Source organism: Gammaproteobacteria bacterium (genome assembly GCA_030680605.1).
Lineage (GTDB): Bacteria > Pseudomonadota > Gammaproteobacteria > SURF-13 > SURF-13 > JAQBXX01.
Window position 1 is genome coordinate 14,067 of sequence record JAUXUQ010000007.1, and the last position, 24,491, is coordinate 38,557.

The following is a 24,491-nucleotide window of genomic DNA, read 5'->3' on the forward strand; positions in this document are numbered from 1 at the left end:
ACTGCGGCTAACGCCGTTACCTGCCACGCAGGAACAATGCGTCGAGTTCATTCAGGCTGACCTGCACCCAGGTGGGACGGCCGTGATTACATTGTCCGCTGCGCTCGGTTCGCTCCATGTCACGCAGCAACGCGTTCATCTCGGCCTGCGTGAGCTTGCGGTTGGCACGCACGGCGGTGTGACAGGCCAGTGTTGACAGTATCCGGTCAGTTTCATTGCTGATACGCATGCTGACACCATGTTCCAGCACATCCGACAATACATCACGCACCAGTGTCGCACTGTCGGCGTCTTTTAATAGTGTCGGCACCTGCCGGATGGTCACCGTTTCCGGCCCGGCGCGATCCAGCTCAAAACCCAGCGTGCTGAACCACACAGCGTGCTCATCCACCAACGCGGCCTCGCGCTCACTGGTCGCCAACGTCACCGGCACCAGCAGCGGCTGTGCCCGCGCGCCCTCACCCGCCAGCGCCGACTTCATGCCTTCATAGGTGATGCGTTCATGGGCGGCGTGCATATCCACCAGCACCAGGCCCTGAGCATTTTCCGCCAGGATATAGATACCCTGTAACTGCGCCAGCGCATAACCCAGTGGCGGGATTGCAGCGGACGCGGCATCGGTGACCGCCACGTCGTCGGGCGCCGGTGCGGCATGCAGGGACTGATACACACCCATCTGCTCCTGCACCTTGAGTGGCATGACATGTTGCACCTGCTGCGCAGGCCGCACTGTGGCTGCAAATGTCGGCGCAGACGTTGCGGGCATCCGCACGGTTGCGCCCGCCGTCGTTTGTGGCTGCGCCAACGCTTCATGCAAGGTGTGAAATACAAAATCGTGAATCAGGCGTGCCTCGCGGAAACGCACCTCATGCTTGGCCGGGTGTGCGTTCACATCTACCTGCTCGGGCGCCAGCGTAAGATACAGCACAAAGGCCGGATGCCGGCCGTGATAGAGCACATCCTGATAGGCCTGGCGCACGGCGTGACTCACCTGCTTGTCGCGCACCATGCGGCCATTCACATACAGCCATTGCAAATCGGGCTGGCTGCGCGAAAATGTCGGGCGCCCAATCCAGCCCTGCAACGCCAGTCCGGTGGCCATCCCCTCCACCCGCAATGATTGCTCGATAAACGGTTCGCCGCACAAGGCTGCCACGCGCCGCGTCTGCTCTTCAGGCGTGTGGGCCGGTCGCAGCGTGTAGAGCGTACGCTCATTGTGACGCAGACTGATCCCGGCCTCGAAACGCGCCAGCGCAATCCGCTTGACGACATCTCCCAGATGATTGAACTCCGTACGCTCGGCGCGCAGAAACTTGCGCCGAGCCGGCGTATTGAAAAAAAGATCGCGCACCTCGACCGTGGTGCCGCACGGATGCGCTGCCGGTTGCGGCTCACATGCCAGCTCACGGCCATCGCCCTCCACCCGCCAGCCGCGATCGTCCCGGGCCGTACGCGATGTCAGCACGAGGCGTGAGACGGAACTGATGCTCGGCAAGGCCTCGCCGCGAAAGCCCAGGCTTTGCACACGCTCCAGGTCTTCCAATGCGCGGATCTTGCTGGTGGCATGCCGCATCAGCGCCAGCGCCAGATCATCCTTGTGAATGCCACAGCCATCATCACGCACGCGCATCAGGCGTGCACCACCCTGCTCAATTTCTATGACAATCTCACGCGCACCGGCATCAAGGCTGTTCTCCAGCAGCTCCTTCACCACCGATGCCGGACGCTCGACCACCTCGCCCGCCGCAATCTGGTTGATCAGGCGCGCGGCCAGCGGCTGGATACGGGACGGCGCATCAGTGCGCACTGTGTCAGGTGTCGGTTTCACGGGGTAGCAGTCTCTCGGCGAGGTTACATACTAACGCGGAGACCGCGTCTGCCGAAAGGCTGTTTAGAAGGTGCCGCTATGGGTTGCCTGCCAACCCGGCGCACCTCTTTGACGCGCGGCGGGGTTTCAGGCGGCCTTGTCTGCAGACTTGGGCAGTGACGTCTGGGTGCCGACTTCCGGTGCGTCTTCTTCATCGACCGGGATGCGCAACACCTCGCCCACCTTGAGCAGGTCGCCGGAGAGCCTGTTGACGACACGTAGCTGGTCGGGCGTGGTTTGGTATTGACGCGCGATGCCCGCCAGTGTTTCGCCGCGGTTGACCACATGCTCGCGCAGCGCAAGCACGCTGCCGGGCGGCGCATGCCGTGCAAAATACGAACGCGCACCACGCATGATGGCCTCGGCCAGTGACTGCTGGAAGCGCGGGTCACGCAACCTTTGCTCCTCTTTCGGGTTGGAGATGAAGGCGGTTTCAACCAGTATCGACGGGATATCCGGCGACTTCAGCACCACGAAACCGGCCTGCTGTACCTGCGGCTTGTGTACATTCCCCACAGCATTCAGGCTGCTCAGCACTTCAGCAGCAATAACCTGGCTGGCGCCGCTGGTGGCGGTCTGTGACAGATCGAGCAAGACCGAGGCCAGCAGTTCGTCCTTGTCTTCCAGGCTGACGCCGCCGACCAGATCAGCGGCGTTCTCGCTCTCCGCCAGCCAGCGCGCGGCCTCACTGCTCGCTCCGCGTTCAGACAAGGTGTACACCGACGAGCCCTTGGCGTTGGGGTGCAGGAAGGCATCGGCATGTATCGAGATAAACAAATCCGCCTTGTGTTGGCGTGCCTTCTGGATGCGCTGACGCAGGCTTAAATAGTAATCACCATCGCGGATCATGACCGGGCGCATGCCCTTTTCTGCGCGCACCAGGGCCTCGAGACGGCGTGCCGTTGCCAGCACTACGTCCTTTTCCAGCGTGCCATTGCGTCCTCGCGCGCCGGGATCCTCCCCTCCATGGCCGGCATCAATGGCGATAACGATTTCGCGTGAGGCAGGCGGGACAACGGCCCTGCTTTCCTGCCCGATCACTGCCGCCTGGGCCGGGAGATGCGTGGGTACTGCAGGTTTGAGCGGGGAAAGGTCTACCACCAGACGGTGGCCATACTGCTGATAGGGCTTGAGTACAAAACTCTTCGCATCTGCGCCGGGCGTGAGGGCCAGCGCAAACCGCACGCCCTTTTCCACCGTGTGTACCTGAAGCCCGGCAAGCAGTCCCCGCATGGCATCAATAGGGGGTAAGGCGCGCTTGAGCGTAGCATGTGCCAGATCGATTTGAAGCTGATCACCCGTACGATTAAGCTGATACTCCACCGGGGCGCTGAGATCAATGACGATGCGCGTATTGTCCGGCGCAGGCCAGACACGCACACCCTCGACCTGCACGGGCGCCGCCCAAGTCGTGGCGGAAACCAGTGCGAGAAGCAAGGCACTCAAGGTTCTCATGATTATCGCCTCACCACCTGAATCTGCCTTTATTGTAGGAAAAGCGGCCACATTTGCAAGCATTTTTTATTATTTAATAAAGGGATAGCAATCAAACCTCCCGGATGAAATCACAATACAGGTGCAAGCTTACAAAATCATGATATAAAGCATTACTGCTCATCCACCTGAGTGGCGGCAGCGAAACGGGCCAGGCTGGCCGCGCCCGCCGCGCTGTGGCTGGCCAGTAGCACCCTGCGTCCTGCCCCCGCATGCTGCAAGGCCACCTCAATATCGGGTGCGGGCAGCAGGCCGCTGGCGCGCTCGGGCCACTCGATCAGGCACACTGCATCGGGCCGGAAATAGTCGCGCACACCCATCGCATCCAGCTCTGCAGGATGCGTGAGGCGGTAAAGATCAAAGTGGTAAATATCCCGCCCCGCCAGGACGTAGGGCTCTACCAGCGTATAGGTCGGGCTCTTCACCGTACCGCTGTGGCCAAGCGCGTGCAGCAGACCGCGCACCAGCGTGGTTTTACCGGCACCCAGTTCGCCACGCAGATAAATGATCAGCCCGGCGCGCAGCCCGTGCGCCAGCGCCGCACCCACGGTCTCCATCGCCTCCGCGCTGGAGGCCACGCACTCATGCGCGGCTGTATTCACAGACTGTTTACCAGGGTGCGGAGATAGGGCATCAGGTCGCCCGCGAGCAAGCCGCGCATGCCACCCTCTGCCGCTGCACGATCCCCGGCCGTCGCATGCAGCCAGACACCGAGGCGGGCCGCGTCACCCCCATTCAGCCCTTGCGCCAGCAACGCGGCAATCACGCCGCTCAATACATCCCCCATGCCGGCGCTCGCCATGCCGGGATTGCCCGCCGCGCACACCGCTATGGGCCCATCCGCCGACACCACCAGCGTGCCCGCACCCTTCAACACGCAAACGCCACCGTAGCGACGTTGCAGCGCCTGTGCGGCCTGAAACCGGTCTGCCTGTATCTCTGTGGTGCTGCATCCCAGCAAGCGCGCGGCCTCACCGGGGTGTGGCGTAAGCACCCAGCCGCTGCGCGTAACCGGCTCGGTCGCCAGCAGTGTGAGCGCATCGGCATCCACCACGCAAGGCAACGCCGACGACTCCAGCCAGGTGGAAAACAACTCTCGCGCCCACGGCGACTGACCCAGGCCGGGGCCGATCACGGCCACATCCGCAGCAGCCAACAAGGGCTTCAGTTCCACGCCATGCGCTACGCCATAACACAGCAACTCCGGCCGTTGCCCACTGAGCGTTACTGCATGGGTTTGACGTGTCGCCAGTGTGACCCGTCCGGCACCGGTGCGCGCCGCCGCCTCTGCCGCCAACCGTACTGCGCCGGGCATGCCGTGATCGCCGCCGATCACCAGCACCCGGCCATAATCGCCCTTGTGCGTATTGCGGTGCCGGGGCGCAAGCGCTACCAGATTATCGGGCGCCAGCAAAACCGCAGCGGGACGGGTGCGCTCGAACAACTGTGGCGGCAAGTCCAGATCATGCAGCACGATGTTGCCGCAGTGATCCGGGCCGTCTGCAGTAAACAGGCCTTGCTTGAGTGCGACAAAACACACTGTGCTTGCAGCCTGCACTGCGACACCCCACACGCATCCCGTATCGGCGTGCAGGCCGGAGGGGATATCAAGCGCGAGTACCGGTGTCTGCGCGGCGTTGATGACTTCTATCGCTGTGCGCCATTCGCCTGCCACCTCGCGCCCCAGCCCGATACCCAGCAGGGCATCGACGATAACATCCGCCGCATGCAAACCGGAGGCTGCGAAAGGCAGTATCGATACACCTGACTCCAGCAGGGTCCGCCTCGCCTCCTGCGCGTCACCCTGCACCCGAGCGGCATCGCCTACCTGCAGTACTGTCACAGCCATGCCCGCTTGTGCCACGCAGTGCGCAAGCACATAGCCATCGCCGCCGTTATTGCCCACCCCGCACATTACCGTGATGCGCTGTGCCTGCGGCCAGTGTGTGCGCAGCTCATTAAATGCCGCGCGGCCTGCGCGCGCCATCATGGTTTGGCCCGGGATATTGAATACATCCATGGCCGCGCGATCGAGTGCACGCACCTCTGCGGCACGATAAAGATTCCAGGGGGAAGCGCTCATGCGCCCATCATAGGTAAGCCCACGCTGCGCGGCAATGCCGCAGACAGGCGCGGGCAAGGGAAGGTATCTCAGCGCTCGCTGTGGCCGAGGTCTTTCTCCGGTGCGATACGATCACGCACCAGCTGTTTGAGTTCTTTCGACTCCGGAAAGCGCTCGTGCTGCTTGCGCGAGAACAGGCAGACGTCGCCGAGGCGCACCTCAAAGACACCCCCTGTGCCGGGGATCAGCGTCACCCCGCCCAGATCTGCCTCAAAGGTGGTGAGCAGCTCCTGCGCCAGCCAGGCGGCACGCAGCAGCCAGCGGCATTGGGTGCAGTACTCAATTTCAATGCGCGGCTTTACAGCCATGGCGGGTTTTTACAGCGGCTAGTTCAGTTCGCGCTGCATGCCGATCAGCGTGAACAGCTCCATGCGCGAGGAGGCATTCTTCAGAAACAGGCCGTGCAGCTTGCTGGTGGTGGTCCACGAGCTCGGCTTGCGCGCACCGCGGTAACACATGCAGAAATGCTGGCACTGCAGGATCACGGCAACGCCCTGTGGCTGCAGGACTTCCTCAATGCTGTCGGCGATCTGTGCGGTCAGTTTTTCCTGCACCTGCAATCGCTTGGCATAAATATCCACTACCCGCGCCAGCTTGGAGAGACCGACGATGCGGCCGTTGGGAATATAGGCCACGTGCGCCTTGCCGACGAAGGGCACCATATGGTGTTCGCAGTGACTGTGCAGATGGATGTCGGACACCAGCACCAGTTCGTCATAGCCCTGCACGTCCTCGAAGGTCTTGCGCAGGTGCTCCTTGGGGTCTTGCGTATAGCCCTGAAAGTGGTCATCCAGCACATCAATCACCCGCGTCGGTGTGTCGCGCAATCCATCCCGGTCCGGATCCTCGCCGATGTACTCCAGCATCGAGCGGATGCCGGCCTTCAGCGCTGCGGCGTCTTTGCCGCGTTTGTCTGTCTTTGACATAGTGATTTCCTGTGCAGGTTGCGTTCGCACGCTTCCCGTGATTTTACATGCTGTTAAGCGGGACGACCAACGCCGATTGATCAGCTGGCGGCTTTTTGGGCCATGAGTACGGTATATTTTTCCAGTAACTGCTCTTTGGTCTCGACGATATCCGGGTTGAGCGGGATACAGTCCACCGGGCACACCTCAACACATTGCGGCGTGTCGAAATGCCCCACACACTCGGTGCACAACCCCGGATCGATGACATAAATCTCGGCACCCTGCGAGATGGCGCCGTTCGGACATTCAGGCTCACACACATCGCAGTTGATGCATTCATCGGTAATCATTAACGCCATGACACAACCTCACGCCTGCCTGTCCTTCACTCGGGGGCAGATACGATACTATACCTGATCAATTTGATCAACAATTGGTCTGCCCCGCGCGCAGCTACGTCGCGGCTGCGGGCTTGATGACATGGGCTGCATCCTCACCCATATAGCGCCACAAGACCTCTGGCACATGAATATGGCCGTGGCTGTCCTGACAATTTTCCATGATCGCCACCAGCGTGCGGCCCACCGCCAGCCCTGAACCGTTCACGGTATGTACCAGCTCCGGCTTGCCCGTCTCCGGATTACGCCAGCGCGCCTGCAGCCGACGCGCCTGAAAATCGGTGAAATTGCTGCACGAGGAGATTTCACGGTATTTATTCTGGCTCGGCAGCCAGACCTCGAGGTCATAAGTCTTGGCGGCGGCAAACCCCATGTCACCGGTACACAGCGCGACCACGCGGTAAGGCAGCCCCAGCTTTTTCAAGATGGTTTCGGCGTGGCCGGTAAGCTCCTCCAGTGCCGCAAAGGAATCCTGCGGCCGCACGATCTGCACCAGCTCCACTTTCTCAAACTGGTGCTGGCGGATCATGCCGCGCGTGTCCTTGCCGTACGACCCCGCCTCACTGCGGAAACACGGGGTGTGTGCGACATACTTGCGCGGCAGATAATCGGCCTCAATGATGGTATCGCGCACCAGATTGGTCAGCGGCACCTCGGCGGTGGGAATCAGGTAATAGTCCTGCTCACCCTTGAGTGCGAACTGATCCTGCTCGAACTTCGGCAGTTGTGCCGTACCGCGCAGACTGTCGGCGTTGACGATATACGGCACGTACGTTTCCGTATAACCGTGTGCCTCTGTATGCACATCCAGCATGAATTGCGTCAGCGCACGTTGCAACCGCGCGAGCGGACCATTGAGGGTCACAAAGCGCGCGCCGCTGATTTTGGCGGCAACGTCGAAATCCATCTGCCCCAGTGCAGCACCCAGATCGACGTGATCCCTGGGCGTGAAGTCGAATTGCTTCGGTTCGCCAACGCGACGCAGCTCCACATTGTCGTGCTCGCTCTTGCCGACGGGCACAGAGTCATGCGGGAGATTGGGAATATCGAGCAGCTTGATCTCCAGCCGCAACTGTATTTCCGCAAGCCCGGTCTCTGCCTGCTTCAGCTTGTCGCCCAGATCAGCAACGGCCTGCAACAACGGCGTGGCATCTTCGCCCGTCGCCTTGGCCTTGCCGATGGCCTTGGAGTTGGCGTTGCGTTCGGCCTGGAGGCTTTCGGCCTCGACCTGCACCTGCTTGCGCTCGGCCTCAAGCGCGCTGAGCTGTGCCACATCAAGCACAAAACCCCGTGTCGCCAACCGTTGTGCCGCTGTCTCCAGCTCACTTCTCAAAAAACGCGGATCCAGCATGGCGGTTAGCTTTCTTTCTCTCCGTTGGCTTCAGTCGGCTCTTCACCTTCCTCTTCCTCTTCCCCGGCACACATATAGACACTGCTGCCGATGATTCTGCCGGGCTTAATGACATCGTGAAAGGCGTCCACGAAAATCTTGGCGCGGCAGCTCTCTTCGGTGTATTCAACCATCAGCATACGCTCCGTACCCACCTTGATGCGGTAACCGTTCCGGTCGAAGGCCGGGTTAAGCTCGTGCACAATCACGTCGCCACCCGGGTGGAAACTTTCAATTGCACTCAGCACCCGATCCAGATGTTCCTTGTCATCGGGAAGATAAATACGCAACACTATGACTTCGAGGGCATGCATATACGGATCCTCAGGCTATTGATACGATCATCTTGAATTTGTACCGCAAGAATCTTCATAGCTGTCTTGCGACGGTCATGCCAATCCATGTGGCACCCAGACATACGACTACACTTAACACGACATTGAACAACGCCTTTACCTGCGCACCTTCCTCCAGCAGATTAAGCGTCTCCATCGAAAATGCAGAAAAGGTGGTAAACCCGCCCAACACACCTATTAATAGCCCGGCACGCCAGACGGGCGCCATACTCACGCGCTCGGTGAGCCACACAAACAACACACCCATGAGCAAACACCCCAGCACATTCACCAGCAGCGTGCCATAAGGGAAGCCACGCCCCAGCAGTCCGTGTGTCCAGCCGGACATCCAGAAGCGCAGCACCGAGCCCAGTGCGCCGCCTGCGGCAATGGCAAGTGTTTGTGTCACGGTATCTGCCTATTTTTTCCTGGTATCGGGCGCTTGCCGGTCAAGTGCACGCAAATGGGCCAATTTCTCGGCGATCTTGATTTCCAGCCCGCGTGCTACAGGATGATAATAGATTTTGCTGCCCAGTGCCTCCGGAAAATACCGCTCGCCTGCGGCATAGCCCTCGCCCTCATCGTGGGCGTAGCGGTAATCCTTGCCGTAATCGAGCTCCTTCATCAAGCGGGTGGGGGCATTGCGCAGATGCAGCGGCACTTCCAGCGACCCCTGTTCGCGCGCGTCACGCAGTGCAGCACCGAATGCCGTATAAACGGCATTGCTCTTGGCGGCGCACGCCATATAAACCACGGCCTGCGCCAGCGCCAACTCACCCTCGGGGCTACCCAGCCGCTCCAATACATCCCACGCCTCGCGGGCGATAGTGAGCGCACGCGGGTCGGCATTGCCGATGTCTTCACTCGCCATGCGCAATACCCGCCGCGCGATATAGAGCGGATCGCAACCACCATCCAGCATGCGCGCCATCCAGTACAGTGCAGCATCGGGTGCGGAACCGCGCACCGATTTATGCAGCGCGGAAATCTGGTCGTAAAACGCCTCGCCGTATTTGTCGAAGCGGCGCGTGCTGCCGCCACTCAGAACTTCATTCAATAGCTCTTCGGTGATGACCGCCTGCCCATCCTGCGGCTCAACCAGATCAGCGGCAATCTCCAGCAGGTTCAAAGCGCGACGCGCATCGCCGTCAGCGGCCAGCGCCAGCCGGTCGCGCAATGCTTCCGCCATCTCCAGTTGCTGCCCGCCGAGCCCCTGCTCCGGGTCGGACAACGCACGCTCCACCACCTGCCGGATATCAGATGGCTGCAACGCCTTCAGCACATACACACGGGCGCGTGACAACAAGGCACTGTTGAGCTCGAACGACGGATTTTCCGTGGTCGCGCCGATAAAGGTGAAGGTGCCGTTTTCCACATACGGCAGAAAGGCATCCTGTTGCGATTTATTGAAGCGGTGCACTTCGTCGACAAACAACACCGTACTCTGACCCAGTGCGCGCGCCTGTTCTGCCTTGACGACGGCTTCGCGGATATCCTTCACCCCCGCCAACACAGCCGAGAGGCTCAGGAATTGCGCGTTGGATGTTTTTGCAATCAGGCGCGCGAGCGTGGTCTTGCCGGTACCCGGCGGCCCCCAGAACACCATGGAGTGCACATGGCCGGATGCAATGGCCAGCTGCAACGGTTTACCGGAGCCGAGCAGATGTGACTGGCCACAGAAATCCTCCAACCGCTGAGGCCGCATGCGGTCAGCAAGTGGGCGGCTGGGGTCGTTATTAGTCATAATTTGAAACATCTGCTGTAGTTTGCCTGCTTCAATAGTTTACAACAGCTTTGCCCTCTCTCCCCCATTCCAGCACAAAGGCCATGATGGGGGCAAAAAGCAAGTCACGGACAGCCGCTAAATAGCCAAAGCAGCCAGCATCTACCCTGTTAGCATTTTACAAATTGATGGTATAGATTATGGAGCACAAGGTAAGAGGTTAAAACGTTATCTCAGCATCCCATTTCCGCCCGGAGGCGAGCATGTCAAATGTAAGGTCTGCCCCTGCTGCTCTGCTACTACTGCGCACCGTTAGCCCGCTCTATGAGTGACGCACAATTCCAGGCGCATGCTTCGATTGGATTGGCTGTGATGGCCTGTCAATCTTTAGAGATGCTATTTGCCATGTGCGTACGGTTGGCGTTCAAACACCAATCCGCCGCTGCCCTAAGTGAGATAACACCGCTAGAGAAGAACTTCTCGAAACCTCCGATGAAAACTCTATTGACGGAGCTTCGGAATTACGTCGACGTATCGCAGGAGTTTGAGAACAAGTTGGTGGATCTTATCGAACGCAGACACACTCTGATTCATCGCTGGGGGACGGAGCATGGATTACCCAATGATGATAGCGCGTTTCAGACAATCACTGTCTTCTCAAATGAGCTTGCGAGGGATGCAAACGGGCTATCAAATGTTACGTACAAGTACATTGCAGAATGGATGAATAAATTTCCGGAGTTTCAGGAACAATTTGCCAAGGATCATTTTATTTGGTCTACTACAGTCCCAAAAGAGTTGGGTGATCTCAAAATTGAGCGCACTAACTAACTGCTGCAATAGTCAAGCAATCAGGAAAATTCTTTGGGGAAGGGGCCTTCTCTGACTAGCAACACCGCCGTATGCCCGTCCACTTGCGATCCTGCTCCTGCCGGAAGTAGGCACCCCTATCCAGTGGCGGTGTGTCCGGATGGGCCTCGGCGTGATGAACCAGATAACGCTCATAGGCATCATCCCCGCTGAGCTCGCGGATAGCATTTATCAATACAACAAGTTTGCACCTGAACATGTCAGTCCCTCACCCAGTCTTCCACTAACCGACTCGGGATATGTGGTGCCTCGGCGCTCGGCAGTACCGCCTTGCCATTGATGCGACGCCACGCAATACGCACCATGTCGAGCACCACGACCCACAGCACGACCACAAAAAACAGCGTCAACCAGGCGTCCAGTTGCTGATTGAAGATGAGGTGCGGGGCGACGGCGGCCTTGTCGGGCGGCAGCAGCCCGGCCGCCAGCTTCTGCGCCATGTCGTTGGCCGCCGCAAAGAAGCCTATGCGCACGTCGTCGCTCATGATTTTTTCCCATGCCGCGCTGGTGGTCACCGTGACTATCCACGCCAGCGGCACGGCAGTCACCCAGGCATATTTCAACTTGCCGGATTTGATCAGGATGCCGGTAACCACAGACAGCGCTATACCGGCGAGCATCTGGTTGGCCATGCCGAACAGCGGCCACAGGATGTTGACACCGCCATTGGGGTCAATGACGCCGATATATAAAAAGTAGCCCCATGCCGCGACAATGGCGGCACTGGTGGCGAGTACCGACGGGTACCAGGAGGTACGCCCCATCGGCTCCCAGATATTGCCGAGCAGGTCTTGCAGCATGAAGCGCCCCACGCGGGTACCGGCGTCGAGCGTGGTGAGGATAAACACCGCCTCAAACATGATGGCAAAGTGGTACCACATGGCGAGCAGGCCATTGCCGAAGGCGCTGCCGAAGATGCTGGCCATGCCCACCGCGAGTGACGGCGCGCCGCCGGTGCGGGCGAACAGGGTCGCCTCGCCCATCTGCCGGGCCAGTTCGTTCATCTGCTCGACGGTCACGGCAAAGCCCCATGACGATATGGTCGCCACGGCCTCCGCCGCTTCCTTGCCGACCACACCCGCCGGGCTGTTGATGGCGAAGAATATGCCGGGATCCAGCACTGTGGCAGCGATCATCGCCATGATGGCAACAAACGATTCCAGCATCATGCAGCCGTAGCCGATCATGCGGATATCACGTTCGTTGGCGATGAGTTTGGGCGTGGTGCCGGAGGCAATCAGCGCATGGAAGCCGGAGATGGCGCCGCAGGCGACGGTAATGAATACAAACGGGAACAGTGTGCCGCCGAAGATGGGGCCGCTGCCGTCGATGAACTGGGTCAGCGCCGGCATTTTCACCTCGGGCTGCAACAGCAGGATGGCAACGGCGAGCAGCAGCACCGTGCCGAGCTTCATGAAGGTGGACAGATAATCGCGTGGCGCAAGCAGCAGCCAGACCGGCAATACCGCCGCGAGAAAGCCATAGCCGATCACAAACCAGGCGAGGCTCAGCCCGTCCATATCGAAGTAGCCGCGCAGCGTCTCGCTGTGATCTATCCAGCCGCCGCCGACGACGGAAAACAGCAGCAGCGCCACACCGATAACCGTACCCTCCAGCACGCGGCCGGGGCGGAGGTGGCGCATATACAGGCCGATCAGCACCGCCACCGGAATGGTGGCAAACACCGTCGAGGTGGCCCACGGGCTGTGCTTCATCGCATTCACCACCACCAGCCCCAGCACGGCGATGAGTATCACCATGATCATCAGCGTGCCGATCAGCGCCGCCGCACCGCCGATCCTGCCCAGTTCATCACGTGCCATCTGGCCCAGGCTTCGGCCGTTGCGGCGGGTGGAGAAAAACAGGGTGACCATGTCCTGTACGCAGCCGCCCAGCACCGCACCAAACAGTATCCACAGCGTGCCGGGGAGATAACCGAACTGCGCCGCCAGCGTCGGCCCGATCAGCGGGCCCGGCCCCGAAATGGCGGCAAAGTGGTGGCCAAACACAATCCAGCGATTGGTCGGCACGTAGTCCCGCCCGTCATTCAGGCGTTCGGCCGGTGTGGCGCGGGTGTCATCAAACACCAGCACCTTGGTCGCAATCCATGCGCTGTAAAAGCGGTAGGCGATGGCATAGACGCACACCGCCGCGACGATGAACCAGATCGCATTGATCGACTCGCCGCGATTGAGCGCGATACCGCCCACTGCCGCAGCGCCGATCATGGCGACCAGCAGCCAGATCAGGACTCTTATGCTTTTATTCCACATGGGTTGGCCTCGTTGCTTTGCTTCGCGCCCAATCTACCAGACCCGGCACACGGAGCAAAGCGCATGCGCCCCTTTCACTCATGCGCCGACCAGTAGCGCTGCGCCTGCTGGCGATAACCCGCAAGCTTCACCCCGCCCGCATCCAGCGTGACCTGTATCGCGCCATGTTCAGGCGAGTTGTAGCGTGTAATGTTGCGCTCTGCATAGCGTTGTACCACGGTTGGATGCGGATGGCGGTAACGGCTGCGGTAACCTGCCGGGATCAGCGCATAGCGCGGGCGGACGGTATCTATAAAGGCCACTGTGGACGAGGTCTTGCTGCCATGATGCGGCACCACCAGCACATCGGCGCGCAGTTGTTCGCCCCAGTGCGCCATCAGCGCCCTCTCCGCTTTTGCCTCGATGTCACCCGTGAGCAACACTTTGCCGTGCGCGGTTGTTACCATCAGCACGCAACTGGCGTCATTGCGGCGTGCGTTCCCCGTGAGCGGATTCAGCACGGTAAATTCCACTCCATCCCAACGCCAACTCTCACCCGCGACACACGGGCCTGCAGCGGGCAGGCGTTCAGGCACGCTGGAGAGCGTGCGGTCCGCAGGGTATTGCTCCAGCAGCGAGGCCGCACCACCAATATGGTCGTTGTCCTGATGGCTGACAATGAGTGTGTCGAGTTTGCGTACGCCGGTGGCGCGCAAATAAGGCGCCACCACCGCACGTCCCATATCAAACCGGACGCTGAAACGCGCGCCGGTATCAAACACCAGCGTGTGCGCGTGCGTGCGCACCACCGTTGCCAGCCCCTGCCCCACATCCAGCAATGTCACCCAGGCCTCGCCCGGCGACGGTGCGGCGGGCCGCACCAGCAACATCGGCAGCAGCCACACCGCGCCCACCCAGCGCGCCGGCCAGCCGCGCGGCAACAGTAACCACAACACGCCGATGGCCGCACTGATCAGCGCCCACAGCGGCGGCGCGGGTTGCAGCCATTGCAGCTGGTCAAAGCGCGCCATCGCCTCCAGCGCCAGCCACAGTTGAGCCATGAACCAGGCGGCGAGCTGAAACAAACTCGCGGCGACAACATCGGGCAGCAACACCTGGCACACGATGCCGAGCAGGGTCAGCGGGATCACGGCGATTTCTATCACGGGAATAGCCAGCAGGTTGGCCAGCGGTGCGGCCAGTGACGCCTGTTGAAACCACAGCAGCAACAGCGGCAACAGCCCAACCGTAATCGCCCACTGCACCCGGCCCCACACCCGCCAGCGCTGCTCGCCCGCACGCCCCTGCACCACCAGCAGAATCACCGCCACTGAGCCAAACGACAGCCAGAACCCCGGCGCCATGACCGCCAGCGGGTCGTAGAGCAGCACGGCGAGTAACGCCACGGCAAGCAGATGCGAGGAGCGTACATTGCGTTGCAGCAGCAATGCCCCCAACACCACGGTCAACATGATCAGCGCACGCTGAACCGGTATTGCAAAACCGGCCAGTGCGGCATAAAACAGTGCAGCGCCTAGCGCACTGGCGGCAGCGGCCTTTTGCGCCGGCAGACGCAACACCCCGGAGCCCGTCCACGACCACAGCCAACGCACCAGCAGAAATACAATGCCGGATACCAGACCGATGTTCATGCCGGAGATGGCAATCAGGTGGGTGGTGCCAGTGCGCTGGAACACACGCCATTGCGCGTCGGTGACGCTGTTCTGGTCGCCATTGGCAAAGGCCGTGATGGCGCCTGCGAAATCGTTATCCACCAGCGCTGCATGGATGCGCTCGCCGAGATACTGGCGAAAGCGTCCCACCGGATAGTTATAAGGATTGGAGTTCAGCAACTGCGGCGGCGGCTTGTCCTTCACGTAACCGGTAGCGCGGATACGCTCGTGAAACAGATAACCTTCGTAGTCAAAGCTGCCGGGGTTGCGAAAACCGTGCGGGCGCTTGAGCCGTACCCACAAACCCCACTCATCACCCAGCCGTAACTGCCGTTCGCCGCGCACATTGAGGCGAATCTTGCGCGGCAGCACCACCGGCGCACCGTCGAGCGTGGCGCGTTGCACATCGAATTCAATGCGCGTGCCGTGCTCCATGCCCTTGGGCACGTCCGCCACGTAGCCTTCTACCCAGAGATCACGCCCTTCCAGTTCTTTGGGCAGATGATCCGCCAGCAGAGCGCCGCTGATCAGCGTGACCCAGACGCTGCCCGCGACAAAAAATGCGGGCAGCAGCCAGACACGGCTGTAGACCGCCAACAACAGACAGGGGATCAGCAGGACAGACCACACCAGCGCAGGCAGCACCGGCAGTTGCTGCACCAGCAGGATGCCGAGCAAAAAGGCCAGCGCGTGCAGGCGCAGATCGCACCACAGCGTGCGGTATCCGGGGACCGGGTGTAATGGCCGGGTCAGGGCGCGACTATGCCTGTGAGTTTTCCAGTGCTTCCAGATAGCGCTCGGCATCCAGCGCCGCCATGCAGCCCGAGCCCGCCGAGGTGATGGCCTGCCGATACACGTGATCGGCCACGTCACCCGCTGCAAATACACCCGGCACGCTGGTGGCGGTAGCGTTGCCGGTAATGCCGCTCTGCACCTGGATATAGCCGTTGCTCATGTCGAGCTGGCCCTCGAAAATTGCCGTGTTCGGCTTGTGCCCTATGGCGATAAAGATACCGTTCACGGCAATATCCTGACGACTCTCATCCGCCACGTTTTTAATGCGCATGCCGGTCACGCCACTGTCATCGCCCAAAGCTTCATCCAGCGTGCTGTTCCAGACGATATCGACACGACCCTCCGCAGCTTTTTTGTTCAGCTTGTCGATCAGTATCTTTTCCGCCTTGAACTTGTCACGCCGGTGCACGATGGTAACGTGCTCGGCAATATTGGACAGGTACAGCGCCTCTTCCACCGCCGTGTTACCCCCGCCGATCACGGCGACCCGCTGGCCTTTATAAAAGAATCCGTCACAGGTCGCGCAAGCCGAGACACCGCGCCCCTTGAATGCCTCTTCGGACGGCAGGCCGAGATACATCGCCGATGCGCCGGTGGCGATGATCAGTGCGTCACAGGTGTACTGGCCCGCATCACCGGTCAGAAGAAACGGCCGCTGCTTCAGGTCTGTGGTGTGAATGTGGTCAAACACGATCTCGGTATTGAATCGCTCTGCGTGCTCGCGCATGCGCTCCATCAGTGCCGGGCCCTGCAGGCCGTGCACATCACCGGGCCAGTTATCGACATCGGTGGTCGTCGTCAGTTGCCCACCCTGCTCGAGACCGGTGATGAGCACCGGCTTGAGATTGGCGCGCGCAGCATATACCGCGGCAGTGTACCCCGCCGGGCCAGAGCCCAGAATCAGCAGGCGGCTGTGTTTAACGCTGGACATGAGGTCACCGTTCCCGGAAAAAGTTGCATGATACTCATAAGTCAGTAAGTAAGACTACATTTCCCGCTATATCCCGCCCCCTGTTTAGGGGGCGGGACAGGGTGGGGGTAGACTAAACAGGGTGCTTACTCAGGAGTCACACTATGGAGTAGTGCAGCCTTACCTTGTGACTTCTGAGTAAACGGGAAACCCGGGGCTGTCATTGCATCACAGCCTTCCAATACGCTGGACGCCAGCCTACAATCGTGACTGCTGGCCGCTGGCATCCACTATAAATAAGAGGTAGCAATGCAGATATTCCGCACCAAACCCAGCTCGTCGGATGCTTATTGCAACATCGGCCTGAAGCGATCATTGAGCGCGTTCGACCTGACACTGCTCGGGATTGGCGCGATCATCGGCACCGGCATCTTCGTGCTCACCGGCATCGCCGCCGCCACCAAGTCCGGGCCTGCCGTGGTGCTATCATTCATGGTGTCGGGCACCGCCTGCGCCTTCGCCGCGCTGGCCTATGCTGAACTCGCAGCCAGCCTCGGTGGCTGTGGCAGCGCCTACGGCTACTGCTACTCTGCAATGGGAGAACTGCTGGGCTGGATGGTGGGCTGGATTCTGATACTGGAATACGGCGTAGCAACTGCGGCCGTCGCCAACGGCTGGTCCGGCTATTTCAACAATGCGCTCACGGCCATAGGCTACCCTCTGCCTGACATCCTCACTCAAGCACCCTCGCAAGGCGGCCTCATTAACCTGCCTGCCGCTGCCATTGTCATGCTGCTTGCCGTACTGCTGGCCATCGGCGTCAAACAGAGCTCCCAGTTCAACGCCGCGCTGGTGTTCGTCAAACTCCTCACCATCGCCGTGTTTATCGGCGTTGCAGTGTTTCACGTCAACCCAGATCTCTGGCATCCTTTCATACCCTTCGGCTGGAGTGGCACCAGCGCCACCGGTGAATCCGTGGGTGTGCTTACCGGTGCAGCTATCGTATTCTTTGCCTACATCGGCTTCGACGCCGTCACCACCGCCACCGAGGAGACGAAAAACCCACAACGCGACGTACCCATCGGCATCATCGCCTCGCTTGTATTTTGCACCGTAATTTACATTGTGGTATCAGGCCTGCTCACCGGTATCGTTTCCTATAAAGAACTGAACGTCTCATCGCCGGTAGCGCATGCATTGCAACTGCTCGGCATCAACTGGGCCTCAGGCCTGGTCGCCACCGGCGCCCTTGCGGGTCTCACCACGGTGATGCTGGTGCTGTACTACGGTCTCACTCGCATTTTATTTGCCATATCGCGCGATGGTATGTTGCCGATCTTCTTTAGCGAGGTACATAAGAAAACTCACACACCGGTGCGCGTCATTATTCTGTGCGGACTGCTCATCGCCACCATTGCCGGGCTTGTGCCCTTGGGCGATCTGGCCGAGTTGACCAACATCGGCACGCTGGCAGCGTTTGTGTTCGTGTGCATCGCTGTAATTATGATGCGTGCCCGCGAACCCGGTCTATTGCGTCCGTTCAAATGCCCCTGGCACCCGGTCATACCTATTCTGGGCATAATCTTCTGCGGAACACTGATGGCCTTCCTGCCGCTCATCACCTGGCAGCGCTTCGGCGTGTGGCTGCTGATTGGCCTGGCCGTTTACTTCACTTACTCCATGCACAACAGCCAGCTGGCAAAAGAAGCGCCGTAGAGTACTTTCAAAAGGAATGCCTGCCCATCATAAACAGGCCGCCAAACAGCCAGGAGAAAACAGCACCGATAAACATCAGGATGAGAAAGGCCGGGATCGCAGCAATCACCCACTTGACCATGAAGACCACCATGGACCAGAAACTCATGCTGATGTCCGTGACCACTACTTCCGTGGGGTTGTCCGAGTTCATGCGCGCCTCCTGACTGTTAGATTACAGGGATTTATTGCAGTAATTGATCAAGCCATTGGTTGAGCAGTCATGGGTCGTGACGCTGGCAGCAGACGTCAGCTCCGGCAATATCCTCTGCGCCAGTTGTTTTCCCAGCTCCACGCCCCACTGGTCAAAGGAGTTGATATTCCAGATTACGCCCTGCACAAAAATCTTGTGCTCATAAAGCGCAATCAGCGCACCCAGCGTATGGGGGGTGATTCTTTTCACCACGATGGAGTTGGTGGGCTTGTTACCCGGAAATATTTTATGCGGCAGCAGGCTCTCCAGCGCCTCGCCCTGCAAGCCTTGCTGCACCAGCTCCGCGCGCGCCTCGGCCTCGGTTTTACCCCGCATCAGCGCCTCGGTCTGGGCAAAGAAGTTGGCCAGCAGAATACGATGGTGCTCGCCGATGGGGTTATGCGTTTCCATCGGTGCAATGAAATCGGCCGGGATGAGCTTGGTGCCTTGATGCAACAATTGATAAAATGCGTGCTGGCCGTTGGTGCCGGGTTCGCCCCAGAGCACAGGGCCGGTCGCATAATCCACGTGATGGCCGTCACGTGTCACGCCCTTGCCGTTACTCTCCATGTCACCCTGCTGAAAATAGGCCGGGAACTCGCATAAATACTGGTCATAGGGAAAAATGGCCTGGGTCTGCGCGCCAAAGAAATTGTTATACCAGATGCCGAGTAGCGCCAGGATCACTGGCATGTTTTGCTCCAGCGGCGCAGATCTGAAATGCTCGTCCATCTCATGCGCGCCCGCCAGCAAGGCCTCGAAATTCTCCATGCCGATATAGAGCGCAACAGGCAGGCCGATGGCCGACCACAGCGAGTAGCGTCCACCCACCCAGTCCCAGAACTCAAACATGTTTGCGGTATCGATACCAAAACTGGCGACTTCGCCCGCGTTGGTCGAAACCGCCACAAAATGTCTGGCAATCGCCGCCTCACTTTTGGCGATCTTCAAAAACCACGCGCGCGCCGTATGCGCATTGCTGAGCGTCTCCTGCGTGGTGAAGGTCTTGGAGGCAACAATAAACAGCGTAGTCTCGGGGTTAACAACCTTCAGCGTCTCGGCCATGTGCGTGCCGTCTACGTTAGAGACAAAGTGCATGCGCAGACCCGCCTTGCCATAGGGCGTAAGCGCTGCACACACCATCTTCGGCCCGAGATCGGAGCCTCCGATGCCGATGTTGACGATGTCGGCGATGGCCTTGCCGCTGTAACCCTTCCACTCGCCGCTACGCACTGCCTCGGTGAATTTCTGCATGTGCGCAAGCACCGCGTTCACGTCAGGCATGACGTCCTCGCCATCAACAACTACAGGGCGGTTGCTGCGGTTGCGCAGTGCAACGTGCAATACGGCCCGGTTCTCAGTCACGTTGATTTTGTCGCCGGAAAACATCTTTTCCGACCACGTCTTGATATCGGCCTGCGCCGCGAGATCAAGCAGCAACCGTAACGTTTCCTCGGTAATGCGGTTTTTGGAATAATCCAGCAGGATATCGTTGACGCTGAGCGAAAACCGGTTGAAGCGCTGCGCATCCTCCTGAAACAGGTCGCGCATGTGAACCCGCGCCAGTACGGGGTAATGGGCTTGCAACGCCTGCCAGGCCCTGGACTGTGTCAGTGCGCTCACGTGATTAGCTCTCCGGAATATGCCTTATGGATTCTACACCTAAAGCCAGGCTTTATACCGCAGCATGCCTTTCGCGCCCCCTTCAGTACATGCACCCCGGGTCACCACCAGGCTCGCCTGCGAGACTGATGTCATTACGCCAGCACTGGTATTCACGCTCGAACAACCGGTTGGCCTCGCCCGGCCCCCAACTACCTGCAGGATAGGTATGAATGAAGTCGCGTTCCATCGACCATGTCTTGAGAATCGGATCCACTACCCGCCAGGCCCAGCTCACCTCGTCATAACGCAGAAACAGCGAGTGATCGCCTTCAATGACATCCAGCAGCAATGCCTCATAGGCATCAAGCTGTGCCTCGAACTCCTGTCGGTAGCTCGCGTCCAGGCTCACGGTGTGGGTGTGCATCTTGAGGCCCGGCAACTTGGCCTGAATCTCGACCCTCAGACATTCCTCCGGCTGTATCCCCAGCAACACCCAGTTGGGCCTCACCTGCTCTGTGATGGTCTCCCGGAACAGCATTTGCGGCGCGTGCTTGAAGCGTATGGCAATGCTGGACGTCGGCTTCGCCATGCGTTTTCCGGTACGCACATAAAACGGCACGTTACGCCAGCGCCAGTTGTCGATATAGAGCTTGAGTGCCGCATAGGTCTCCGTTGAGCTGCCGGCCGCCACGCCTTTTTCATCCGTGTAACCAGCAGCCTTCTTCCCCCCCACCATGCCACGGGCATACTGTGCACGAAAGGCGTGCGCGTGCACCGCGCTTTGCGGTATGGGACGTATGGATTTCAGCACCTTGACCTTCTCATCGCGCAATGACTCTGCGTCCATGTTGGCCGGTGGCTCCATCGCCACCAGCGTCAGCATTTGCAGCAGATGGCTTTGCAACATGTCACGCAGGGCGCCTGCGCCGTCGTAATACTCCGCGCGGCCATCAATACCGTTGGTTTCCGAGTGTGTAATCTGGACGTGATCGATGTAGTTGCGGTTCCACAGCGGCTCAAGCATGATGTTGGCGAAACGGAATACCAGCACGTTCTGCACCGTGCCTTTGCCCAGATAGTGATCGATGCGATAGATCTGCTGTTCGGAAAAATTCCGGTGCAAGCGCTCTTCCAGCGTCTGCGCGCTTTCGAGATCGTAACCGAAGGGTTTTTCCACCACCAGCCGCCGCCAGCCGCCGTCCTCCTCATGCAGGCCAACGCTGGCGAGGTGCTGACTCACGGCGCCGTATTCGGCGGGACGGATCGCAAGATAAAACACCTTGTTTTCCGGAAAGTGATGTTCCGTCTCCAGCATATCCTTCAGGCGCTGGAAGGTTTTGACATCCGTCATATCGCCCTGGAAATAATGCAGCCGTGCGCAAAAATGGGTGAACACTTCCTCATCGATTCCGCCCCGCACGCGCGTCTTCAGCAGTGTCGCCACCTCTTCCCGCCACTGTTCGGTGTTCCATTCGCGCCGACCAAAACACACGATCGCCGTCCCCTCAGGAAGGCGCGACGCTGCCTCCAGGTGGTAGAGTGCGGGCAGCAGCTTGTTTTGCGACAGATTGCCGGTCGCGCCAAAAATGACAAATGTGCAGGGCTCAATCATGCTTTTTCCCTGCCTCAGGCGCAACGTGACCGCCAAAGGCATTACGCATCAGTGACAGCAGGCGATTGCCATAACCACCGTCTCGGCTCGCAAAGCGCATCTGCAATGAGAGGGTCATCACCGGTGCGGCGACGCCCTGGTCCACAGCCTCGATGGCAGTCCAGCGGCCCTCGCCGGAGTCCTGCACCTCGGATGAAAATTGTTCCAACAACTGCTCCACGCTTTTGCCGTCGCGTTTGTTCAAGGCATCTGCGGTAAGGTCGAGCAACCAGCTGCGCACCACGGAGCTGTGACGCCACAACTCGGTGATCTGCGCGAGGTCGAGATTGAATTCGCTCTTGCCGTGCAGCAGCGTCAGCCCCTCGGCATAGGCCTGCATCATGCCGTACTCAATGCCGTTATGAATCATCTTGGCAAAGTGGCCGGCACCGATCGGCCCAACATGGGCCCAGCCTCGATCCGGCGCGGGGGCCAGCACCTTGAGCACCGGTTCGACCATTCTGACCGCCTCTATGCTGCCACCCACCATCAGGCAATAACCGTTATCCAGTCCCCAGACGCCACCCGATGTCCCGGCATCGATGAAGGCGATGTCGTGCTTCGCCAGCAGCACGCCACGGCGCTCACTGTCATGGTAATTGGAGTTACCACCGTCGATGATGATGTCACCCTGCTCCAGCAGCGGTATAAGATCGAAAATTGCCTGCTCGGTCGGGGCACCGCTTGGCAGCATGAGCCACACCACACGCGGCGCAGAAAGTTTGCGCACGGCATCGTCGAGCGACTGCGCCGCAACCACGCCTTCCTCACGTGCCAGGCGCTGGACAATGTCGTGACTACGGTTGAAACCGACCACCTCGACACCGCCCCGGCACAGGCGTCGCGCCATGTTGGCGCCCATCTTGCCCAACCCTGCCAATGCAATTCTGATCGTCATGATGTCAGCTCCATGCTGGAAACATACTGCAAATAACTGTGCAACCTCATGTTTATGCGATAATCATGCCACACTACACCTCCAGCTTCTAATCTACCAGCCCAGACCTGCACCATGACCCATCTACTATTTGCCGTGAGCGAAGCGCATCCCCTGATCAAGACCGGCGGGCTGGCGGATGTCGCCTGCAGCCTACCCCGCGCACTGCAACCACACCTGCGTACGCTACGTCTGATCATGCCCGCCTACCGGCAGGCGATTGCGCGCGCGGGCCAGCTGAAACCCATCGCCACGCTACAGCTCGCCGGGTTCACCGAACCCGTACGCATTCTCGAGGGGAAAATGACGGACAGTGGCATCACGCTCTGGCTCGTCGATGCGCCTGCGTATTTTGATCGTGAGGGTGGGCCCTACGGTGACACCGAGGGCATAGACTGGCCGGATAACGCGGCCCGTTTTACACTGTTTGCGCGCGCCGTCGTTGAGATCGCCTGTGGTCGTGCCGGCCTCGGCTGGCAACCCGATATTGTGCACTGCAACGACTGGCAAACCGGCCTGGTTCCTGCGCTACTGCAACATGAAACCGTACGCCCCGCCACCGTCTTCACCATCCATAACCTGGCATACCAGGGCCAGTTTGAGGCCGCTGTGTTTCCCACCCTCGCACTACCAGCATCGCTGTGGGGGTCTGAAGGACTCGAATTTTATGGCCGCCTGTCCTTCCTCAAGGGCGGCATTGCATTCGCCGATCGCCTCACCACCGTGAGCCCGACCTACGCCCGTGAAATACAGACGCCCGAGCTCGGCTATGGACTGGAGGGCCTGTTGGCATTCCGCGCTACACGTCTGACGGGCATTCTGAACGGTGCCGACTACACGCAGTGGGAGCCCGCACATGACGCATTTATCGAAAAACCCTATGACATCCACTCGCTGCACCTGAAGGCTGTCAACAAGCGGGCACTGCAGCGCAGCATGGGCCTGCCGCATACAGCCGACGTGCCCCTGCTGGGAATGATTGGCCGCCTGGTAGAGCAAAAAGGCATCGACCTGCTGCTGGCGATACTGCCGAGCTTGCTTCAGCAACCGGTACAACTCGCCGTGCTCGGCAGCGGTGAGAAAAAATTCGAGCAGGTACTGCTCGAGATCGCCAGACGCCATCCGCACCAGATCGCCGTATACATCGGTTACAGCGAGGAGTTGGCACACCGCATCGAGGCCGGGGCCGACATGTTTCTCATGCCATCCCGTTTTGAGCCCTGCGGCTTGAACCAGATCTACAGTCTGCGCTACGGTACCGTGCCCATCGTACGCCACACCGGGGGACTGGCTGACAGCGTAGTAGACGCCACCCCGGGACATCTCCAGAGTGGTACTGCCACCGGTTTCGTGTTCGACGCCACCACGCCCGAGGCCCTGCTGCATGCGCTCCAGCGCGCGCTGGCCCTGTACCATCAGCCTGTGCAATGGCGTAAGGTAGTCGCATGCGGCATGCAGCAGGACTTCAGCTGGGGCAGCAGCACAGATGCCTACCTCGAGGTATACCGTCAGGCACTGGCCGACCGTGGCACGCCCGCTCCTGTGTAATTATCGTTATAATGATGCGCTTTGTTGTGTGCGGGCTTGAGCGCCGATATCGCCCCCTGCCGCGG

22 protein-coding genes are annotated in these 24,491 nt (G+C 59.8%); 3 read left to right on the forward strand and 19 right to left on the reverse strand.

What is annotated here, in order from left to right; translation table 11 throughout:
- Nucleotides 1-16: 16 nt before the first annotated feature.
- From mutL to Q8L89_03555, 11 genes are all read right to left on the reverse strand, one after another.
- The gene (gene mutL / locus Q8L89_03505) at nucleotides 17-1,807 is read right to left on the reverse strand and encodes a DNA mismatch repair endonuclease MutL (protein ID MDP1708114.1); all 1,791 of its coding nucleotides are present in this window, start codon (nucleotides 1,805-1,807) and stop codon (nucleotides 17-19) included.
- Nucleotides 1,808-1,954: 147 nt separating this feature from the next.
- A complete protein-coding gene (locus Q8L89_03510) occupies nucleotides 1,955-3,322 on the reverse strand; it encodes an N-acetylmuramoyl-L-alanine amidase (GenBank protein ID MDP1708115.1) in 1,368 nt (455 codons plus the stop codon).
- Between the two features lie 152 nt (nucleotides 3,323-3,474).
- Nucleotides 3,475-3,918: a tRNA (adenosine(37)-N6)-threonylcarbamoyltransferase complex ATPase subunit type 1 TsaE gene (gene tsaE / locus Q8L89_03515; protein ID MDP1708116.1), complete on the reverse strand. Its 444-nt coding sequence runs from the start codon at nucleotides 3,916-3,918 to the stop codon at nucleotides 3,475-3,477.
- A gap of 41 nt (nucleotides 3,919-3,959) precedes the next feature.
- Complete coding sequence (locus Q8L89_03520) at nucleotides 3,960-5,444, reverse strand: NAD(P)H-hydrate dehydratase (GenBank protein MDP1708117.1); 1,485 nt, start codon at nucleotides 5,442-5,444, stop codon at nucleotides 3,960-3,962.
- Nucleotides 5,445-5,512: 68 nt separating this feature from the next.
- Complete coding sequence (locus Q8L89_03525; GenBank protein MDP1708118.1) at nucleotides 5,513-5,791, reverse strand: SelT/SelW/SelH family protein; 279 nt, start codon at nucleotides 5,789-5,791, stop codon at nucleotides 5,513-5,515.
- 18 nt (nucleotides 5,792-5,809) lie between these two features.
- Nucleotides 5,810-6,409 carry a GTP cyclohydrolase I FolE gene (gene folE, locus Q8L89_03530; protein MDP1708119.1) on the reverse strand — a complete coding sequence of 200 codons (600 nt, stop codon included), beginning with the start codon at nucleotides 6,407-6,409 and terminating at the stop codon, nucleotides 5,810-5,812.
- Nucleotides 6,410-6,489: 80 nt separating this feature from the next.
- A complete protein-coding gene (locus Q8L89_03535) occupies nucleotides 6,490-6,750 on the reverse strand; it encodes a YfhL family 4Fe-4S dicluster ferredoxin (protein MDP1708120.1) in 261 nt (86 codons plus the stop codon).
- A 94-nt stretch (nucleotides 6,751-6,844) separates the two neighbouring features.
- Nucleotides 6,845-8,140 carry a serine--tRNA ligase gene (gene serS, locus Q8L89_03540; GenBank protein MDP1708121.1) on the reverse strand — a complete coding sequence of 432 codons (1,296 nt, stop codon included), beginning with the start codon at nucleotides 8,138-8,140 and terminating at the stop codon, nucleotides 6,845-6,847.
- 5 nt (nucleotides 8,141-8,145) lie between these two features.
- Complete coding sequence (locus tag Q8L89_03545) at nucleotides 8,146-8,493, reverse strand: hypothetical protein (protein MDP1708122.1); 348 nt, start codon at nucleotides 8,491-8,493, stop codon at nucleotides 8,146-8,148.
- Between the two features lie 55 nt (nucleotides 8,494-8,548).
- Nucleotides 8,549-8,923 carry a fluoride efflux transporter CrcB gene (gene crcB, locus Q8L89_03550; protein ID MDP1708123.1) on the reverse strand — a complete coding sequence of 125 codons (375 nt, stop codon included), beginning with the start codon at nucleotides 8,921-8,923 and terminating at the stop codon, nucleotides 8,549-8,551.
- A gap of 9 nt (nucleotides 8,924-8,932) precedes the next feature.
- Nucleotides 8,933-10,258, reverse strand: coding sequence for a replication-associated recombination protein A (locus Q8L89_03555; protein ID MDP1708124.1), 1,326 nt, complete (start codon nucleotides 10,256-10,258; stop codon nucleotides 8,933-8,935).
- Nucleotides 10,259-10,561: 303 nt separating this feature from the next.
- On the opposite strand from Q8L89_03555, the gene Q8L89_03560 reads away from it, so the two are divergent.
- Entirely contained in the window at nucleotides 10,562-11,068 is a 507-nt protein-coding gene (locus Q8L89_03560) for a hypothetical protein (protein MDP1708125.1), read from the forward strand.
- A 55-nt stretch (nucleotides 11,069-11,123) separates the two neighbouring features.
- Here Q8L89_03560 and Q8L89_03565 read toward each other — a convergent pair whose 3' ends face one another.
- The 4 genes from Q8L89_03565 to trxB form a co-directional block, all read right to left on the reverse strand.
- A complete protein-coding gene (locus Q8L89_03565; GenBank protein MDP1708126.1) occupies nucleotides 11,124-11,306 on the reverse strand; it encodes a YbdD/YjiX family protein in 183 nt (60 codons plus the stop codon).
- Nucleotide 11,307: 1 nt separating this feature from the next.
- Nucleotides 11,308-13,380, reverse strand: coding sequence for a carbon starvation CstA family protein (locus Q8L89_03570; protein ID MDP1708127.1), 2,073 nt, complete (start codon nucleotides 13,378-13,380; stop codon nucleotides 11,308-11,310).
- 74 nt (nucleotides 13,381-13,454) lie between these two features.
- Nucleotides 13,455-15,836 carry a DNA internalization-related competence protein ComEC/Rec2 gene (locus Q8L89_03575; protein ID MDP1708128.1) on the reverse strand — a complete coding sequence of 794 codons (2,382 nt, stop codon included), beginning with the start codon at nucleotides 15,834-15,836 and terminating at the stop codon, nucleotides 13,455-13,457.
- Complete coding sequence (gene trxB / locus Q8L89_03580; protein ID MDP1708129.1) at nucleotides 15,793-16,758, reverse strand: thioredoxin-disulfide reductase; 966 nt, start codon at nucleotides 16,756-16,758, stop codon at nucleotides 15,793-15,795. Before trxB ends, Q8L89_03575 begins: the two co-directional genes overlap by 44 nt.
- A 288-nt stretch (nucleotides 16,759-17,046) precedes the next feature.
- Here trxB and Q8L89_03585 point away from each other — a divergent pair, with 288 nt between their 5' ends.
- Nucleotides 17,047-18,453 (forward strand): amino acid permease, encoded by a 1,407-nt coding sequence (locus Q8L89_03585; GenBank protein ID MDP1708130.1) that lies wholly within the window; start codon nucleotides 17,047-17,049, stop codon nucleotides 18,451-18,453.
- A 7-nt stretch (nucleotides 18,454-18,460) separates the two neighbouring features.
- On the opposite strand, the gene Q8L89_03590 is transcribed toward Q8L89_03585, so the two are convergent.
- The 4 genes from Q8L89_03590 to gnd form a co-directional block, all read right to left on the reverse strand.
- On the reverse strand, nucleotides 18,461-18,646 hold the full coding sequence (locus Q8L89_03590; GenBank protein ID MDP1708131.1) for a hypothetical protein: 186 nt from the start codon (nucleotides 18,644-18,646) through the stop codon (nucleotides 18,461-18,463).
- A 21-nt stretch (nucleotides 18,647-18,667) separates the two neighbouring features.
- Nucleotides 18,668-20,308, reverse strand: coding sequence for a glucose-6-phosphate isomerase (gene pgi, locus Q8L89_03595; GenBank protein MDP1708132.1), 1,641 nt, complete (start codon nucleotides 20,306-20,308; stop codon nucleotides 18,668-18,670).
- Nucleotides 20,309-20,390: 82 nt separating this feature from the next.
- A complete protein-coding gene (gene zwf, locus Q8L89_03600) occupies nucleotides 20,391-21,902 on the reverse strand; it encodes a glucose-6-phosphate dehydrogenase (GenBank protein MDP1708133.1) in 1,512 nt (503 codons plus the stop codon).
- The gene (gnd, locus tag Q8L89_03605) at nucleotides 21,895-22,833 is read right to left on the reverse strand and encodes a decarboxylating 6-phosphogluconate dehydrogenase (GenBank protein MDP1708134.1); all 939 of its coding nucleotides are present in this window, start codon (nucleotides 22,831-22,833) and stop codon (nucleotides 21,895-21,897) included. The genes zwf and gnd overlap by 8 nt, the downstream gene beginning before the upstream one ends.
- A 120-nt stretch (nucleotides 22,834-22,953) precedes the next feature.
- Between gnd and glgA the strand changes: the two genes are divergently transcribed.
- A complete protein-coding gene (gene glgA / locus Q8L89_03610) occupies nucleotides 22,954-24,426 on the forward strand; it encodes a glycogen synthase GlgA (protein MDP1708135.1) in 1,473 nt (490 codons plus the stop codon).
- Nucleotides 24,427-24,491 lie beyond the last annotated feature (65 nt).